This is a genomic window from Pseudomonas sp. 02C 26, from assembly GCF_002843585.1.
In the GTDB taxonomy this organism is placed as follows: Bacteria; Pseudomonadota; Gammaproteobacteria; order Pseudomonadales; family Pseudomonadaceae; genus Aquipseudomonas; species Aquipseudomonas shirazensis.
Genome location: NZ_CP025262.1, coordinates 4,482,846 through 4,500,135, shown reverse-complemented (window position 1 = coordinate 4,500,135; position 17,290 = coordinate 4,482,846). Strand labels below are relative to the sequence as shown.

The 17,290-nt window shown below is 55.7% G+C and carries 8 protein-coding genes and 4 pseudogenes; 3 read left to right on the top strand and 9 right to left on the bottom strand.

What is annotated here, in order from left to right; genetic code table 11:
- Positions 1-24: 24 nt before the first annotated feature.
- Entirely contained in the window at positions 25-1,083 is a 1,059-nt protein-coding gene (locus tag CXQ80_RS20490) for a phenylacetaldoxime dehydratase family protein (protein WP_101322197.1), read from the bottom strand.
- A 651-nt stretch (positions 1,084-1,734) separates the two neighbouring features.
- Between CXQ80_RS20490 and CXQ80_RS20480 the strand changes: the two genes are divergently transcribed.
- A complete protein-coding gene (locus CXQ80_RS20480) occupies positions 1,735-2,676 on the top strand; it encodes a helix-turn-helix domain-containing protein (RefSeq protein ID WP_101322195.1) in 942 nt (313 codons plus the stop codon).
- 53 nt (positions 2,677-2,729) lie between these two features.
- On the opposite strand, the gene CXQ80_RS20475 is transcribed toward CXQ80_RS20480, so the two are convergent.
- Positions 2,730-3,542 carry an HNH endonuclease gene (locus tag CXQ80_RS20475; RefSeq protein WP_101322194.1) on the bottom strand — a complete coding sequence of 271 codons (813 nt, stop codon included), beginning with the start codon at positions 3,540-3,542 and terminating at the stop codon, positions 2,730-2,732.
- A gap of 167 nt (positions 3,543-3,709) precedes the next feature.
- On the opposite strand from CXQ80_RS20475, the gene CXQ80_RS20470 reads away from it, so the two are divergent.
- Positions 3,710-4,831 (top strand): endonuclease NucS domain-containing protein, encoded by a 1,122-nt coding sequence (locus CXQ80_RS20470; protein ID WP_101322193.1) that lies wholly within the window; start codon positions 3,710-3,712, stop codon positions 4,829-4,831.
- A gap of 168 nt (positions 4,832-4,999) precedes the next feature.
- On the opposite strand, the pseudogene CXQ80_RS25405 reads toward CXQ80_RS20470, so the two are convergent.
- Positions 5,000-5,587 (bottom strand): annotated as a pseudogene (locus tag CXQ80_RS25405) (methyl-accepting chemotaxis protein); the annotation flags it as partial.
- 267 nt (positions 5,588-5,854) lie between these two features.
- Positions 5,855-6,631, bottom strand: a pseudogene (locus tag CXQ80_RS25400) (CHASE3 domain-containing protein); the annotation flags it as partial.
- 253 nt (positions 6,632-6,884) lie between these two features.
- On the opposite strand from CXQ80_RS25400, the pseudogene CXQ80_RS20460 reads away from it, so the two are divergent.
- A pseudogene (locus CXQ80_RS20460) lies at positions 6,885-7,825 on the top strand (helix-turn-helix domain-containing protein).
- Positions 7,826-7,896: 71 nt separating this feature from the next.
- On the opposite strand, the pseudogene CXQ80_RS25395 reads toward CXQ80_RS20460, so the two are convergent.
- The 5 genes and pseudogenes from CXQ80_RS25395 to CXQ80_RS20430 form a co-directional block, all read right to left on the bottom strand.
- Positions 7,897-8,706: pseudogene (locus CXQ80_RS25395) on the bottom strand (HNH endonuclease).
- Between the two features lie 1,249 nt (positions 8,707-9,955).
- On the bottom strand, positions 9,956-12,973 hold the full coding sequence (locus tag CXQ80_RS20445; protein ID WP_101322191.1) for a type I restriction endonuclease subunit R: 3,018 nt from the start codon (positions 12,971-12,973) through the stop codon (positions 9,956-9,958).
- Positions 12,974-13,348: 375 nt separating this feature from the next.
- Positions 13,349-13,471 (bottom strand): hypothetical protein, encoded by a 123-nt coding sequence (locus tag CXQ80_RS25070; protein WP_256585600.1) that lies wholly within the window; start codon positions 13,469-13,471, stop codon positions 13,349-13,351.
- Entirely contained in the window at positions 13,471-14,772 is a 1,302-nt protein-coding gene (locus CXQ80_RS20435) for a restriction endonuclease subunit S (protein WP_101322189.1), read from the bottom strand. Before CXQ80_RS20435 ends, CXQ80_RS25070 begins: the two co-directional genes overlap by 1 nt.
- A complete protein-coding gene (locus CXQ80_RS20430; protein WP_101322188.1) occupies positions 14,765-17,164 on the bottom strand; it encodes a class I SAM-dependent DNA methyltransferase in 2,400 nt (799 codons plus the stop codon). Before CXQ80_RS20430 ends, CXQ80_RS20435 begins: the two co-directional genes overlap by 8 nt.
- Between the last annotated feature and the right edge of the window lie 126 nt (positions 17,165-17,290).

The following is a 17,290-nucleotide window of genomic DNA, read 5'->3' as shown; positions in this document are numbered from 1 at the left end:
AGGGCTAAACGTGGAGTTCGGTTGTTAGTTGGTGTTTACTTGCGCGTCACGCAACATGCCCGTGTGCGGGTGGCAGTTGATGTATTCGAACACCTGGCTGCTCGCATCCGATACCGACACTTCGTGGTACAGGCGCAACTTCTGCAGCCCCGCCGCCACCCGGAAGAAGGTCACGAAGATGCGCAAATGAGTCGGGTGTGATTCCGCCCAGCGTTCGAGTTTTTCCACCGAGCGCCAGTGGCCGATGTTGTAACTCATGTCGAGGAAGTTGCCGTCCGCATCGATATTGCGCACGAAGCGATTGCTGTAACAGCCCAACGGCTGGCCGTTATCGCGCAAGAAGTCCATGCCGTCCTGCAAGGTCGGCAAGATCTCATCCAGGTACAACGAACGCTCCGCCGCCTCCGCCGCGGCCCAGTCCTGGCCCGAGCGAATCAAAGCGATATTGTCATGGCCGACCACCACCACCCGACCGCCCTTGGCCGGGTCGCCAGACACCACCCGCAGCTCGCCGTTGGGGTTCATCCAGTCGGTTTGCGACACCGGGAAACGGTCGCGCATCGAGCCCCAGTAACCGTGCTCTTCGATCTCGCCACTGGTGTTGTCCATCACCGCGCCAACGCCCGGCAAGTCGCTCTGAAACGCATACAACGTCTCGAACTGCTCTGCCCGCGGCGCAGAGATCTCACGGTAATAACCCAGGCCGTCGTTCAAGCGCTGCGGCGAACTCCACCAACCCTCCACCTCGGCCGAACGCACCCAACGGCAATAAGCCCCGGCGTCCTTCCAGTAGCCGACGATCATCAGATTGTCGTAGCCGCTGTTGTCGGTGTGGTGGGTCAAGTCGTGGGTCAGCGGGCCGTCGGCCAGGCTGAAGCTGGCAACGATGTCACGCATCGCCTGCAAGGCCTGTTCACGCTGGCCGTCACCTTTGTATTGCACGCCCAGGTAAGCCATCACCACCTGAGTCAACTGCTCATCAGCACGGCCCACCCACATCGGGAAGGGCGGCTGGTAATCATCAGGCACCCGGCGCGACAACGTGCGCGGGCACTTGAGGTGTTTGTCGATTGCAGACTCCATCACAGGCTCCTCATTATTTTAATTTCAGGCACACGCTCAGTACTCCTCCGAACAGCAGCCCTGTTGGACGCGGTCCGTGTAGGAGCGGCCTTGTGTCGCGAAAGGGCTGCAAAGCAGCCCCCAACGCACTCAAACCAAACCCGATTTTTCGCTTTCAGAGCGATGGCATTAAGCAAGCCCCTCCCCAACCGAGCCCGCACCGCACATCCCCCCCACTCAAGCACCCAAGACAAAAACTCCTCAGGCGCCAGGTCACGCATATGCAGCCACCTCAACTCATCTGCCACCTGCTGTTGTTGTTCGAATCGCATGGGCTCACCTCATCGGCACGGTTTGCTGATTTGCCGTAAGGTCAAAGTTAGGCAGGACTCACCAGCCCCGCTTTGTTCGCAAGGACAACCGTTTGGTTGGAAAAGACAGCACCAAAACACCCGCTTGAGCACGAACCAAGAGGGTGCGGCGCACTACGTAAAACAGGACTTTTGCCCTGAAATGGGGAGAGAAGTTGACGCTGTTAACAGCCACACGTTTGCGCAATCACGCAGTAGACACTCTCGCGCCAACACAACCCGCTGGCGTGTTTATTGCCTGTATCACCCACGGTAACAGTGCCCCGTTTTCTCCCGTTGTTGCATCAAGGTGAGCGCCATCATGGCTGAGACCAACCACTACACAACCCTTGCCGTTTCACCCGCACGCCGCTTTGATTACTGGCGAGAAGTGGTCTGCCACCATTGCCTGTCGGCAGACAGCAAACCCTCGTCGCAGAGCGATTTCGAAGGTGCGCTGCAGGTCAATGGAATTGGCCCCCTGGACATCACCACGCTGTCGTCGCCGCTGCACCACTGGGTGCGCTCCGAGCAGCATTTGCGCAGCGACCCCGCCGAAGACATCTGGCTCGGATTCACCCACGGTGGCTACGGCGAAATCGAGCAACACACCCGCAAAGCCAGCCTCAGCGCCGGCAATTTGTTTCTTTACGACGCAACCCAACCGTTCCGCTTCAGCCTCGGTGGTACCGAAAACCACCTGATCCGCATCCCCCGGCCACTGCTCGCCCAACGCCTGCCGCGCATCGGCGACTTCACCGCACTGGTGCTCGACGAAGCCCGCCCCGGCGTGATTCCGCTGCGGCAGATGATCGGCCAGGCGGCCAGCTCAGTCGCGCTGCTGCAGGATGAAGGCATCTCCCGACGCTACTCCAACACCATCATTGATTTGCTGGTGCTCAGCCTGGAGCTGCAAGACCTCAAGACCACCCATCAAGAGCTGGATCTGTATGGGCGGATCATGAACTACATACAGCGGCATTTGACTGAGCCGGAGTTGTCGATCGAGACGATTGCGGTGGCGCATCATGTGTCCACGCGGACAGTGACTCGGGCGTTTGCTCGGCATCAGAAGTCGCCGGTGGCGGAGATTTGGAAGGAAAGGCTGAATGCTAGCCGGGCGGCGATTGAGTGTGGGCAGGTGAGGAGTGTTTCACAGGCGGCGCTGGAGTTTGGGTTTTCGGATTTTTCGCATTTTAGTCATGCGTTTCGGAAGGCGTTTGGGGTGGCGCCGCATACGTTGTTGCCGAAGAGTGGGGGGTGAGGTTTCGGGGGGGCGAGCAGGGGGAGGGCACGGCAAACCCGGCGTTGGATGCTCTACTGCGCACTTACCCAGCGCACACGCAGCATCGCCTTGAGTTCATCGATGCTTAGCGTCAAATCTCTTTTGCGATGGACCATTGCGTGGCAATTAGCGCAGAGAGTGACAAGGTCGGTTTCAGGGTTAACGGCTTTCTCTCCGCCAAAGTCCGAAATCGGCACCACGTGGTGGACATGAATGAAGCCCTTTGCGTGTTCGCCGTAAGCCCTTTCGAAGTCGAATCCGCAGGCTTTGCATTCAAGGCCGTGGATGGCGATGGCTTTCACTCTCAGGTCTTTTCGACGCTCATATCGAGTACCAAAGTAGGTCGACTTACTGCCTTCGTTGGCTGACTTGAACATAAATGGATCGCCTTCACCGTTCGGCTCAGCGGTCTCGTCGACCGGCGGAGGCAGAAGCGTGGCGTGGCTCAAAATCGCGTCGTAGTCGGACCTGGAAATGGGACGGACTGCGGCCCGCCAGTAATTTTTCGGGCGGATGCGCGGGGGGGCGATGGTCTCTAAGTAGTCGCCATCGACTTTTGTGTGGATGGGATGTTCGAATGGAATGTAGCTGTCGATCAGGGCATATAGGTCACCCTTGGTACTCTTCTTGTCCGGATATATCTTGCTAACACGTGCCTTAGCGAAATAGTGCGGCGCGTTGCTGAGGCGGGCAGATGCGAAGGCTTTGTCCCGGATGCGGCCTTTGTAGTAGATCACCTCGGTGCCCTGAGCTAGCCATTTCTGGTAGCGCTTGGGGAAGTGGTAAACCGCACCCGTCTGGTCTTCCCACTGCGATGTGTCGTTCTCGACGATGACGACCGGCATTCCATTTCCTCTAGGCTGATGGCAAAAAGCCTATCAAAAAGAGGAATCGTCCTACAGGATTTTCAGGCGAACTTGTAGTCGCTCCCGCAGCGACGCCTGCCGCAATTGTCGGCAACCTTTCTGCCCGCTACTGTGTAGCGCTAAGCAAACCTCTGAGGACTCCACGCGTGCCGATCAAAACAGACATCTGGACGGTCGACCTGATGCCCAACAAGCTGCGCCCAAGTCGATTGCCCAGCGAGCTGCTGTTGGAGGAGATGATCATCAACTCGCCAAGCATCCTCTCTGATGAATGGATGCTGATCGGTAGGCAAGAAAGCACCGGCATGGGCGGGCGCATCGACCTGCTGGCGATTGCCCCGGACGGCAGCCTTGTGCTGATTGAGCTCAAACGCGATCGCACCCCCCGCGAGGTTGTTGCTCAAGCGCTTGATTACGCCGTCTGGGTTGAGGGCCTACGAGAAAACGAAATCGCCGCGATCTATCAACGCTTCCGCCCGGGACATAGCCTGTATGCAGACTTTCTCACGCGCTTTGGACGTGCTTTAGACGATGACGATTTGAATCAAAGCCACCAGCTGATCATCGTCGCCACCGAACTGGACGCCAGCAGCGAACGCATTGTGGAATACCTCAGCAAGCGAGACATCCCAATTAACGTACTCTGCTTCCAGGTTTTCCAGATGGGCGAGCAGCAGTTATTGAGTCGGTCTTGGCTGCTCGATCCTGTTCAAACTCAAGTCAATGCGGTGACCACTAGCGAGGGGCATAGCGAGCCTTGGAATGGGGAGTTCTACTGCTCATTTGGCGACTCCGCCTCACGCTCATGGACTGATGCGGTCGAGTTCGGCTTTATCTCTGGTGGTGGAGGAGCGTGGTACAGCAAGACTCTGCAGCTCCTGTCTCCAGGCGACCGTGTCTGGGTGAACATCCCATCGCAAGGGTATGTGGGCGTCGGCCTTGTCACCGGCACGTCTACACCTGCTAAAGATTTCACGGTGCTGCAAAACGGGGAGGAGCGGCCAGTGCTGGAAGCGGCGACACGTGCTCAGTATCACGCGGAGTATGCTGATGACCCGGAGCGCTGTGACTACTTCGTGCCGGTTAAATGGCTGCAGACTGTACCGACTGGGCAAGCGGTGCGGGAAATTGGGATGTTTGGGAATCAGAATACGGTGTGCAGGCCGACTACGCCGAAGTGGCGTTGGACGATTGAGCGGTTGAAGCAACGGTTTCCAGGCTTTGACAGCGCGGCTGCAGATGCCGCAGTACCGGAGCATGGGGGTTGACGTCTGGGCAGCAGGTCGCCTGCGTATTAATCGTCACATGAGCCGGGGGATTTTCCCCCAGCTACATCGCGATGCACAGCACCAACAGGGCAGGGCGGGAATAATGTAGCCATGCCATGCCCAGCTAGGTTCGAAGCTATCTCCTCAGACGCACATACTCTTAATTACTCAAAGCCTAAACACACTCACCTGCCTGTGCAGGCCCTGGGCCAACTGCTGCAACGTGCCAGCAGTTTCGGTGGTCTGCTCCACCGCCTGGCTATTCTGCTGTGACATCTGCGCAATCCGTTCAACATTGCGAGCCACGTCCTGGCTGGCTGCAGTCTGTTCACGTAGGGCCAGAGAGATCTGATCAACCATGCGAACCACGTCACCCGAAGACTGACGAATGCCGACGATCGCATCACCCGCTCGTTGCGCCATATCGACGCCGCCTTTCACCTGGGTAACACCGACCTCCATCTGTTGCACAGCATCACGAGTACCCAGTTGAATCCTTTTCACCATCTCGGTGATCTCTTGGGTCGAGTTGCCGGTGCGCTGTGCCAACAAGCGGACTTCGTCGGCGACGACAGCAAACCCGCGACCCTGCTCGCCCGCTCGAGCGGCTTCAATCGCGGCATTTAGTGCAAGCAGGTTGGTCTGGTCCGCAATGCTTTTAATCACACTGACGATGCTGCTGATTTGCTCAGCATGATTGTCGAGGTCGCTGATTTGCGATGCTGAGGCCTCTACGGTTTGCGCGATCAGGTTCATGCGCTCCAGGGTCTCTTGAATAACGCTGCCGCCTTCACTGGACTGGCGGCCTGACTCGCTGGACTGGGCATGCGCTTCGACGGCGTTGTCGGAAACGTGGTTGATGCTCACCGTCAGTTCCTCAACGGTGGCAGCCATTGACGACGCCGAGTGGGATTGCTCTTGAACTGAGGTCGACAGCTGCAGCGATGCGGTCGAGATATTGTCGGCTGCACCCACCAGTTGTTCCGCGCTGATGCCAATCTCGCGAATCATGGCGCGTAGGCGGTCTTGCATGGCCTGGAAGGCTTGTTGAAGCGTGCTCACTTCGTCGTTGCCTGCAACTTCTATCTTGTTGTCCAAGCGCCCATCAGCAATGTTGCGAGCGAGGGTGACCGCTTGGCTCAAGCGTCCGGTAATGGTCTTGGTGAGCAGCGTTGCTATCAGTATTGCCAGGATCGCTGCGGCCAACCCACCAACTACCAGAATGGTAAATGCCGTGGATTTGGAGTCGTCCATGAGGGTGCTGCGTTCTTCTTGAAGCGCTTTTTCTGAATCTTGAAACTCGGTGATGACTGCACGCATTGCATCCATCTTGGCTTTGGCTTGCCCTGAGCTGATTTGGCTGATGAGGCTGGTCAGCGGGGCGCGATCAGCGTTGATTTCTCGGCGCAATGTGATGGCGGCCAGCATGTCCTGCTGCAGCCACTGCTGGTAAACCACCTGCAGGCGGTCCAACCGCGCTTGCTGCTCTGGGTTGTCCTGAGTCGCTTTTTTGACCAGCGCAAGCGAGTTGGCGAAGGCCTCCTCACCTTTCAGCATCGGCTCAAGAAAGCTGTCTTGCCCAGTCAGAGCAAAGCCGCGCATGGCGGTTTCGATGTCGACGAGACTGTTCAGGATGGTGTGTGAACGGTTGAGCACGTCGTAGCTGTGGATGTTGCGTTTGACGCTGCTGCTGACCTGGTCGAAGCCGCGTAAGGCAGAAAGCACCAGGACTGCAATTATGATCAGGACCAGACCGAAACCGGTGTACAGCTTTTTTGAAATGCTGAAATTGTCGAACATTGCGGGTGTTACCTTTCAAGGCCTGGCGGGGGTGCTACGCGGGCTGCCACGCATGGGAATGCGGGAAGCGTTTGCATAGTGACGTTTTGATATCAATCCGTATGAGTGTGTTGTACAGAGAAAGTTCTTTGTACAATTTTTCGTATCGGATTTGCCTCGTCCATAGGACCTTCGGGGCGATTCATATTGCCTGCCCCACAAACGGTAACAGTGCCCCGTTCTCTCAAGTTGTTGCGTCAAGGTGAGCGCCATCATGGCTGAGACCAGCCACTACACCACCCTTGCCGTATCACCGCTCGCCGCTTTGATTACTGGCGAGAAGTGGTCTGCCATCATTGCCTGTCGGCAGACAGCAAACCCTCGTCGCAGAGAGATTTCGAAGGTGCGCTGCAGGTCAGCGGAATTGGCCCCCTGGACATCACCACGCTGTCGTCGCCGTTGCACCACTGGGTGCGCTCCGAGCAGCATTTGCGCAGCGACCCCGCCGAAGATATCTGGCTCGGATTCACCCACGGCGGCTACGGCGAAATCGAACAACACACCCGCAAAGCCAGCCTCAGCGCCGGCAATTTGTTTCTTTACGACGCAACCCAACCGTTCCGCTTCAGCCTCGGTGGTACCGAAAACCACCTGATCCGCATCCCCCGCCCACTGCTCGCGCAACGCCTGCCGCGCATCGGCGACTTCACCGCGCTGGTGCTCGACGAAACCCGCCCCGGCGTGATCCCCCTGCGGCAGATGATCGGCCAGGCGGCCAGCTCAGTCGCGCTGCTGCAGGATGAAGGCATCTCCCGGCGCTACTCCAACACCATCATTGATTTGCTGGTGCTCAGCCTGGAACTGCAAGACCTCAAGACCACCCATCAAGAGCTGGATTTGTATGGGCGGATCATGAACTACATACAGCGGCATTTGACTGAGCCGGAGTTGTCGATTGAGACGATTGCGGTGGCGCATCATGTGTCCACGCGGACAGTGACCCGGGCGTTTGCTCGGCATCAGAAGTCGCCGGTGGCGGAGATTTGGAAGGAGCGGCTGAATGCTAGCCGGGCGGCGATTGAGTGTGGGCAGGTTAGGAGTGTGTCGCAGGCGGCGTTGGAGTTTGGGTTTTCGGATTTTTCGCATTTTAGTCATGCGTTTCGGAAGGCGTTTAGGGTGGCGCCGCATACTTTGTTGCCGCGCAACGGCGCCTGAGCCGAAAGATCGCGGTCGGCGCTACGCCTTGTGGGCTGGGATGCCTGATGCACTGCGCTGAGTGACAGTGTCTATATCGCATTTACCCAATGGCCGCGCAGCATTGCCTTGAGCTCATCGATGCTCAAAGTCATCTCCCGTTTGCGATGGACCACTGCGTGGCAGTTAGCGCAGAGGGGCACAAGATCCGTTTCGGGATTAACAGCTTTTTCGCCACCAAAGTCCGAAATCGGTACGACATGGTGGATATGAATGAAGCCCTTGGCGTGTTCCCCGTAGGCATCCTCAAAATTAAATCCGCACGCTTTGCACTCAAGGCCATGGATGGCGATGGCCTTAAGCCTTAAATCTTTTCGTCGTTCATATCGAGTGCCGAAGTAGCTCTGCTTGCTGCCCTCGTTGGCTGATTCGAATATCAGCGAATCACTTTCTGCGCTTGATTCGGCGGCCTGACACTCGTGATTGGCTGAAGCTCAGCCCGATGCAGAATGGCATCGTAATCAGCGACGGAAATAGGCCGCACGCCGTCTCGCCAGTAGTTACTGAGGCGACTGCTGGGAATGGTTTCGAGGTATCCACCGTCAACCTTTGCAGCAACGGATTGTATGAATGGGGTGAAGTCCTCGATTAGCGCAAACAGGTCGCCCTTCGTGCTGCCTTTATCAGGGTGGGTACACCCTGCCGATACTTGCCTTGGCAAAGTAGTGCGGAGCGTTGCTGAGACGCGCAGATCCAAAGGTCTTATTTTGAATGCGCCCTTTGTAATAGATCGCTTCCGCGCCCTGAACCAGCACGTTCTGTTAACACTTAGGAAAATGGTAGACGGTGCCAGTCTGGTCTTCCCACTGCGATGTGTCGTTTTCGACGATGACGGCGGGTATTCCATTTCCGCTAGACTGATGGCAAAAAGCCTATCAAAAGAGGAGGCGTTCTACAGATTTTTCGGATCGGCTCGTAATCCTGCCGCTGCTGCTTATGCCGTGGCCAGCGAGGATCTGGCTACGACGCGGGCCGAAGTTGTCGACGACCTGTCAGCCCGCTATCGTGTAGTGCTAAGCAAACCTCCACGCGTGTCGATCAAAACATACATCTCGACCGTCGACCTGACGCCCAACAAACTGCACCCAAGCTGACTGCCCAGCGAATTGCTGCTGGAGGAGATGATCATCAACACCCCAAGCATTCTCTCTAATTAATGGATACTGATCGGCAGACAGGAAAGCACTGGCATGGCGGGCGCATCTGAGTGGATTTTGGTTACTCGATCCCGGGCAAACCAAGTCAATGCGGTGACCCCCAGTGAGCGCCATAGTGAGCCGTGGAGCGGTGAGTTCCGCAGCTCATTTGGCGACTCCACCTCGCGATCATGGGCCGATGCCGTCGAGTTCGGATTTATTTCTGGTGGTGGAGGGGCGTGGTACAGCAAGACTCTGCAACTGTTCTCCCCAGGTGACCGTGTCTGGGTGAACCTCCCTTCGCAGGGGTATATGGGTGTTGGGCTTGTAGATGGCACGTCTACTCCCGCTAAAGACTTCACGGTGTTGCAGAACGGGCAGGAGCGGCCGGTGCTTGAAGCGGCGACACGCGCTCAATGTCACGCAGAGTAATGCTGATGACCCGGAGCGCTGTGACTATTTTGTGCTGGTTAAGTGGCTGCAAACCGTGCTGACTGAGCAGGCTGTGCGAGAGATTGGAATGTTTGGTAATCAGGATACGGTATGTTGACCGACTACATCGAAGTGGCGTTGGACGATTGACAGGTTGAAACAGCGATTTCCGGGGTTTAATAGAGGGCCTATGGGTGATGATGTGGTGAAGCACTGCGCTTGATGTCTGGGCTACAAATCGCTGTCGGGTCACAGCCAAGCATTCATGATTTTCCACGTACTCATGTCATGAGCCGGGATAATTTGAAAGGGCTTTGTAGCCTGCTGTTTTTATTGGCTAATAATTGATCCGATAAATTCCTTGGAATACCCGCTGGAATGCTGCGTGGTCTGGTTTTCGATGGACGGTCATTTTTGAGTTACGCCCCGCCAGAGCTTCGGGGTTAAAGCTCCAAGCGAAGGGGCGTGTCGGCGTTAGCCGTATGGACTGGAAATACTTAGACACATCCAGCTTGCACATATCTCAGCCCAGCATGCCCCTCATGCTCTGCTGCAACGAAGATTTGAGCGCTTCATCACTGGCTACCAGCCGGTAAAGCTCTAGGTCCTGGCGGCGGCGTATCAGCATCACTTCTTCAAAAATCTTCTCGAACGCCAGTGTACGATGGTCTTCGTCCCGGCTCTTTTGGTACTTTGGCTCAAAGTCCGGATGTTCCTGAATGCCCTTTAAAATACTCAGGAACTTCACACGCTTTTCTTCCGTGGTCACGCCCCAGCCCTGGAACCAACGCTCATTAAAGCTCTGGATGATTTGGTCAAGCAGGTCTTTTTCCTGCTCAACATCATGTACTCCACGCGGATTTGGGTTCGCTGGATCCAGCTCGGTTTCCGTGTCATCCAGCGCAATGCTGTGGTTCAACTTGACCCGTTCCAGTCCATAGGACGCGAGGTCAACCGAGTTAAGCAGAGCGTCGATTTCGTCGGAGTCTCTGTCCTGCACTTTGAGTTTCGGGATCAGGAACTTGAGGAACCAAAACAGCTTTTCCCAGGCCACAATCTCATACGGCATGATCGAAGCCATCTGGCCGTAGATCTTCACGAACTGCTTGGCCTTGATCTTGAAGTCGACCTTGTCCTCATCCTCTAGCTCTAGTTCTACGTCGAAACGCTCAGCGGCGATATCTATCAACACAGCCAGCTTTTCAGCATCGACGTTGTCGAAATACTGCGTGGCAAATGCCTCTACTTCCGGCCACTCGTAGACGCCGACCTCGTCCAGCTGGTCCTTGAGTTCGTGCAACACATTGATATCCGTTGCTCCGGACAGGCTGGTGGCCGTGTAGAACGGGTCGAAAGAGGCTTTGATGTCGTCCACCTGATTGAAGAAATCCAGAACGAACAGGTCTTCAGTCTTCTTGCCCCACTTCGGCGCGGCACGATTAAGGCGCGACAGGGCTTGCACAGCGAGTACGTACTGCAGTTTCTTGTCCACGTACATGGCACACAGCTTAGGCTGATCAAAGCCTGTCAGGTACTTGTTGGCCACCACCAGCAATCGGTATTCGTCGGTGTCGTATTTGTCTCGCGTATCCGCTTCGGCGAAGCCGTTGATACCGGCTTCGGTGTACTCGATACCATCAACCAATTTTTCGCCGGAGAAGGCAATTAGCGCCTTGAACGGGTTGCCGCGCGCTGCCAGCAAGCGGCTGATGGCCTTGTGATAACGGATGGCGGCTTCGATGTTTTGGGTTAAGACCATACCCTTGGCCTGACCCTTAAGCTTTTTCGGCGTGACCACCTGCTCAATAAAATGCTCCAGCATCACCTCAGCCTTAACGTCGATGGTCTGCTGGTCGCGTTCGACATAGGCGCGTAGCTTCTTCTGTGCTTTCAGCGTGTCAAACAGCGGATTGTCCTCGATGGACTTCTGAATTTCGTAGTAGCTGCGGTACGTGGTGTAGTTGGCCAGCACATCGAGGATAAAGCCCTCTTCAATGGCCTGCTTCATCGAGTACAGGTGGAAGGGCGCGAAGCGGCCATCGGCCTGCTGCTCGCCGAACTTCTCCAGCGTGCTGTTCTTCGGCGTGGCGGTGAAGGCAAAGTACGAGGCATTGCCGCGCATCTTGCTGTTCTTGATGGCGCTGAGGATCTTCTCCTGAGTGTCGTCTTGCTCGTCGCCGCCCATCACCTTGTTCATCGTGCCGTGGCTGCTACCGTCCTGCGAGCTGTGTGCCTCGTCGATGATCACGGCAAAGCGTTTGCCGGCCATGTCGTCGATGCCATCCACGATCACCGGGAATTTCTGGATGGTGGTAATGATGATTTTTTTTCCCTGCTCCAGTGCCCGCTGGAGGTCAGAGGACTTCAGCGCCGGAGCGATGATGTTTTTCACCTCGGAGAACTCGCGTAGGTTCTCGCGCAATTGCTTGTCCAGCAGGCGGCGGTCAGTCACCACAATCACCGAGTCGAACAGCGGCACATCTAGAGCGCGCGCGCCGACAACCTCCAGCGAAGCCGGATAGGTTTCTATCAACTGATAGGCAGTCCAGGTGATGGAGTTCGATTTGCCCGAGCCGGCTGAGTGCTGGATCAGGTAGCGCTGACCCACACCATGCTGGCTGGCATGCGTCACTAGGCGGCGCACCACATCCAGTTGGTGGTAGCGCGGGAAAAACAGCGTACGTTTGGCGAGTGGCATCTTGCTGCTGCCATCCAGGCGCACAAAGTGCTGGATGATGTTGGCCACACTTCCTCGGCTGAAAATATCCTGCCACAGGTAGGAACTCTTGTGCCCGGCGGAGTTGGGCGGATTGCCGGCCCCGTGGTTATGGCCCTTGTTGAATGGCAAGAAGAAGGTCGCGACACCAGCCAACTTGGTAGTCATGTAGACCTCGTCGGTGTCTACCGTCATGTGCACTAGGCAGCGGCCGAATTGCAGCAGCGGCTGACTCGTGTCGCGGTCCTGTTTGTACTGCTTTTGCCCGTGATAACGGGCGTTCTGGCCCGTCCATGGGTTTTTCAGTTCCAGCGTGGCGAAAGGCAAGCCATTGATAAATAGTACCAGGTCGATCTCTTCCAGCGGATTACTCGCGGAGTACCGCACCTGGCGGGTGCAGCTAAAGATATTGGCCTCAAACTGCTGTTTGATCCGCTCCGAACTGCTGGCAAGCGGCGCGGGATACATTAGGTTGAAGTGCACATCGTCGATTGCCAGGCCGCGCTTGAGCATGTGCAGCGCGCCGTACTTCTTCGCCAGCCGGTCGAAGCGTTCGAGGATGCGCAAATCCCAATCATCGTAGCGCTGCTTGAAACGCTCCAACTCATCGCCTTGGCTGGCCTCAAGAAACTGCCACAAGCAACGGCTATCCAAGGCATAGCGGGCATTGAAATCCTGAGTTAGGCCCAGTTGATACCCGTGGTTGAGGCCCGCCGTCACGGGCACTGCGCTGTCAGCTACCACTGCCTGCTCTTCCAGGCAAGTGCCGGTCAGGTATTTCTCGATGCTAGCTTCCAGCGCCTGTTCGTTGGTCTTGCTTACCATGCCGGCTTCCTTGTGCCTATTCTTTCTCATCTCTGCCAGGCGAGCCGGCGCGGGATGCAAATGTCTAACACTATCCAGAGGACGGAGCAAAATTCGCCGCTACCCACCTGACAACACAACTATTAACAGAGCAGGCCGAAAGCCTGCGGAATGTCTAACAACTTGGGATATTCGCCTAGCGCATCTGTCCAGTCAAATGAGTTCATGCCATGCCACTGGGCATTATTTGTCTGCACCAAACCCGCCCCATGGCCTCGAAAAATGTCAGGTAATCTGCCTTTAGAAATTTGCCAAAGCTTGCCCATAGGTTCGATGACTCCTGGTTTTTTCAAGGCGAGCAGCAGATTTTTGATCTTATGGGCTGGACCTCGTTGCTCAGGACTTATAAGTTTTTACCGAGTTTGGTGAGTCATAGCCGTTCTTGACATCCTTAAAATCCAACACCTCGCTTTCACCGCCGGCCTCGAGCAAACGCTGCAGGAGCTGCTGGGCACCCATCAAGCCAACTCCCTATCTTGGGTATCCGGCTCCACCACGCCCGGCACCTTGATCTTGCCGGTGACGGCGCTGTTGATCAAAGTGGCTTTGTATTCTATGAGCTTGGTGATTTGTTGTTCCAGCAGCGTGACGGTAGCGTTCTGCTTGAGCATGGCCTGCTCGATAAACTCGACGATGGCACGCTGTTCCTCAATCGGAGGAACAAGGCTTATCAATTGCTTGAAACCATCCCAGTAGAGCCGTTTGCGAAAATCTGTAATGCCCTTGGAGTAACGGTCCATCTGCTGGATAAAACCGGCAGTGCGATACTGGTACTCGAAGTACCGGGCATCAAGGCTAGGACTGGGCACTGCAATTGTATACGCGGGGCTGACCATTCCATCCACACTTACCGCACCAATCGCCCCTTGCCAGGCGCGCATCATATTGAAGGCAATATCGCCTCGGTGCACACAGATGTACTTGGATTTATCTTCAATCTTTACACGACCACGAACGTTCTCTTCTTCGGAGATTTCTTCTTCGGATACGCCGGAATGGATGGAAATCGACAACAAAGGCAAGTTCTCTCGTCCGGGCTCGACCCGCTCACGGAACAACGCGCGATTAGCCAGAATACTCCAATGCGCCGGAATTTCGCCAATCCATTCGATACTGGAATCCCGAATGGGGGCGTGCGGATTAAGACCATGGGTCACCGCACGGTGGATCAGTATCTGCTTGCGCTCTTTAAGCAATTCAATCTGACGTTCCTTAAGTCGGATCGTTTGCTCTATTTGCTCTGACTTCAGATCCACAAACTCGATAATTCTAGCTTGCTCGGCTTCATCCTCGGGGAAACAGACTGGAAAGTCTTGGATTAAAGGCAGTCTGAGACTGTCAACGGTAGACTTGGCCTCTCCCAAAGTTGCCACTTTAAAGAAATTTGATTGCAGGTACCTAAATAAAAATCTTCCAGCGGTATGCTTAAAATTGCTGAACTTGTAGACTCGCTGGTGAAAATCAAATTTTCCATTAACATAATGATAGACCTTTCCAACACCCGCGCCGTCACCCGCAGTCAGAATTGCCTCGCCATCAAATGAATAGGAGTTAATCAGTTCGGGGGTTTGCGAGCGCACATAAAAAGGGTAGATTCCAGTATCTACTTTATCCTCCGTGTTTTTACTTCCAGTTGTTATGGAGGATAAAAATTTAAATCGCACTACCTTCCAGTGGTGAGGAATATCATATAGCCACTCAATGCTAGAGTGTTTATAGTTAGTGTATTTATCCTGAGCGAGGGTTTGCGCTTCAAACATTGGTTGCACCCGATATTTCTTTCAAGCTAATACCAAGAATTTCCGCAATCAACCCCTCCGCCCGCTGCTCCAGCGCTACAATTTCCCGTGCCACCTCTTCCATACTGCGCAGCGGCTGATGCTTGTAGAAGTATTTATTAAAACTGATTTCGTAGCCGATCTTTACCGACTCCAGATTGATCCAGGCTTCTGCAACATGGGGCTGCACTTCTGCTTTGAAGAAGCGATGGATAGAATCAGCCAGCGGGATGCTTTCGCTGTCGCGCAGGTCGCTGTTGGATTCGTAGGTGATGAACTCGCCGGCCTTGCCATTGGGGTAATAACCGAAATCGGACAGCTCGGCCTCGCTGCAGTCCAGCCGCTGCAGCAGTGCGGCCAACTGGGCGCGATCGAATTTCTCCACTTTACGGATAACCTTGTCGGCGCTTTCGTCGTACCAGCTCACTGCATTGAGCACCTGATTGCGCTCGCTGGCACCGAGCTTGATGCCAGCCTCTTTGCTAAGTTGTTTAAGCGCCTTGTCCATCCGTTTAGTAAACAGGTTGAAGTCGTCATATTCCTCACTGCCGATGGCCTGCATCAGGTAGTTGGCCACTGTGACCAGCAGCGACTGCTTGGCCCAGGTCTCCAAGTTCAGCAGCTTTTTACGCTGCTTGGTATTGAGCTCAAGGCCTTGGTCTTCACACCAGGCGAGGATGGCTTTTTCATGGGTGGCCAAGGTAGCGTCCTGATACACCGCCTCGCCCCACTCTCGGTGTATCCACTGCATGGGCTCGCGTAGGGCCTTGTCGAAACGCAGGGCTTCGATGCGCTCAGCGCTGAACTGCGCCTTGCGCCGGTCTGGCCGTTCGATGCTGACTTTGTGGTAGCCGAAGTCGCGGTTATCAAACACTTGCGCGGCAATGCCATCACCGCCGGCCGGGCGGTCGAGGCTGGCCAGGTCGAGGTAGGTTTTGGTGATCCGCTCGATATGCTCGGGGGCAAACTCACAGTTTTTGTTGCCGAGGTTTTTGCGCAGTTTGCGGTAAAGCAAGCTGGCGTCGATCAGTTGCACTTTGCCTCGGCGCTGCGCCGCCTTGTTGCTGGAGAGCAGCCAGATATAGGTGGTGATGCCGGTGTTGTAAAACAGGTTGTTGGGCAACTGGATGATGGCATCGAGCAGATCGTTTTCGATCAGGTGGCGGCGGATATTGCTCTCGCCACCGCCGGCGTCGCCGGTAAAAAGGCTGGAGCCGTTATGCACCGAGGCGATGCGTGAGCCGAGGCCGCTGTCGCCGGGAGCTTTCATTTTGTTGACCATTTCCATTAGAAACAGCAACTGGCCGTCGCTGGAGCGGGGGATGGCCTCCTGCAGCTCGGTGTTTCCCCAATAGTCTGCGAGGCTGACCTTGAAGCGCGGGTCGATCACGTCGCCGCCGTCTTTTATGAATTTCTGCTCGCTGGCCCAACTTTTACCGTATGGAGGGTTGGACAGCATAAAGTCGAAGCGGCTGCCGGCGAATTCGTCCACCGAAAGGGTGGAGCCGGGGCGGATGTGGGCAGGATTGTTGCCCTTGATCATCATGTCCGACTTGCAAATGGCATAGGTCTCGTCGTTGATCTCTTTGCCGTAGAGGTGAATGTCACGCTGGATGGTCGAGTCAGGGTATTTTTCTTCGATAAAATTCTGCGACTCGGTAAGCATGCCGCCACTGCCGCAGGCCGGGTCGTAGATGGTCATCACGGTGGGCAGGCGGTCCTTGATCGGGTCGAAGACCAGATGGGTCATCAGCTCGATCACTTCGCGCGGGGTGAAGTGCTCGCCGGCTTCCTCGTTGTTCTCCTCGTTGAACTTGCGGATAAGCTCTTCAAACACATAGCCCATGCCCAGGTTACTCAGGGCTGGCAGGCGGTTGCCTTGTGGGTCTTCGCTGTCGTGCGGGGTGAGGTTGATGGTGGGCGAGGTGAATTTTTCCAGTACGTCAAGCAGCACGTCTTTGCTGGCCATATGGCGCATCTGCGACTTGAGATTGAAGCGCCGGATGATGTCTTTAACGTTGTCGCTAAAGCCGTCGAGGTATTCCTCAACGGTGCTCAGGAGGATTTGCTGATTGTTGGTGGCGGTCTTCTGCAGTTGGCTTAGCGTCCACTTGCTGGTGTTGTAGAACACATAACCGGAAGCGGCACGCAGGGCGCTGTCGTCCAGTTCGGTCTGGCTCATTTCACGTTGCTGAAAGGCCAGCTCTTCCATCACCTTGGCCTTGCTGGCCTCTAGCAGGGCATCGAGCCGGCGCAGCACAACCATGGGTAGGATGACGTCACGGTATTTTCCGCGCACATACACATCGCGCAGGCAGTCGTCGGCGATCGACCAGATAAATGAAACCAGTTTGTTGTGGACCGCGTGGTTCAACTGTAGATACTCCGAATCAAAGCGCTGAATGGCAGCGCTGCTAGGGCGGCTGTACCGCACCCATGCACAAGCTAGGGAGCGCATCTTAACCAATGCAGCCGCGTTTTTGGCAGCGGAGATGCAAGC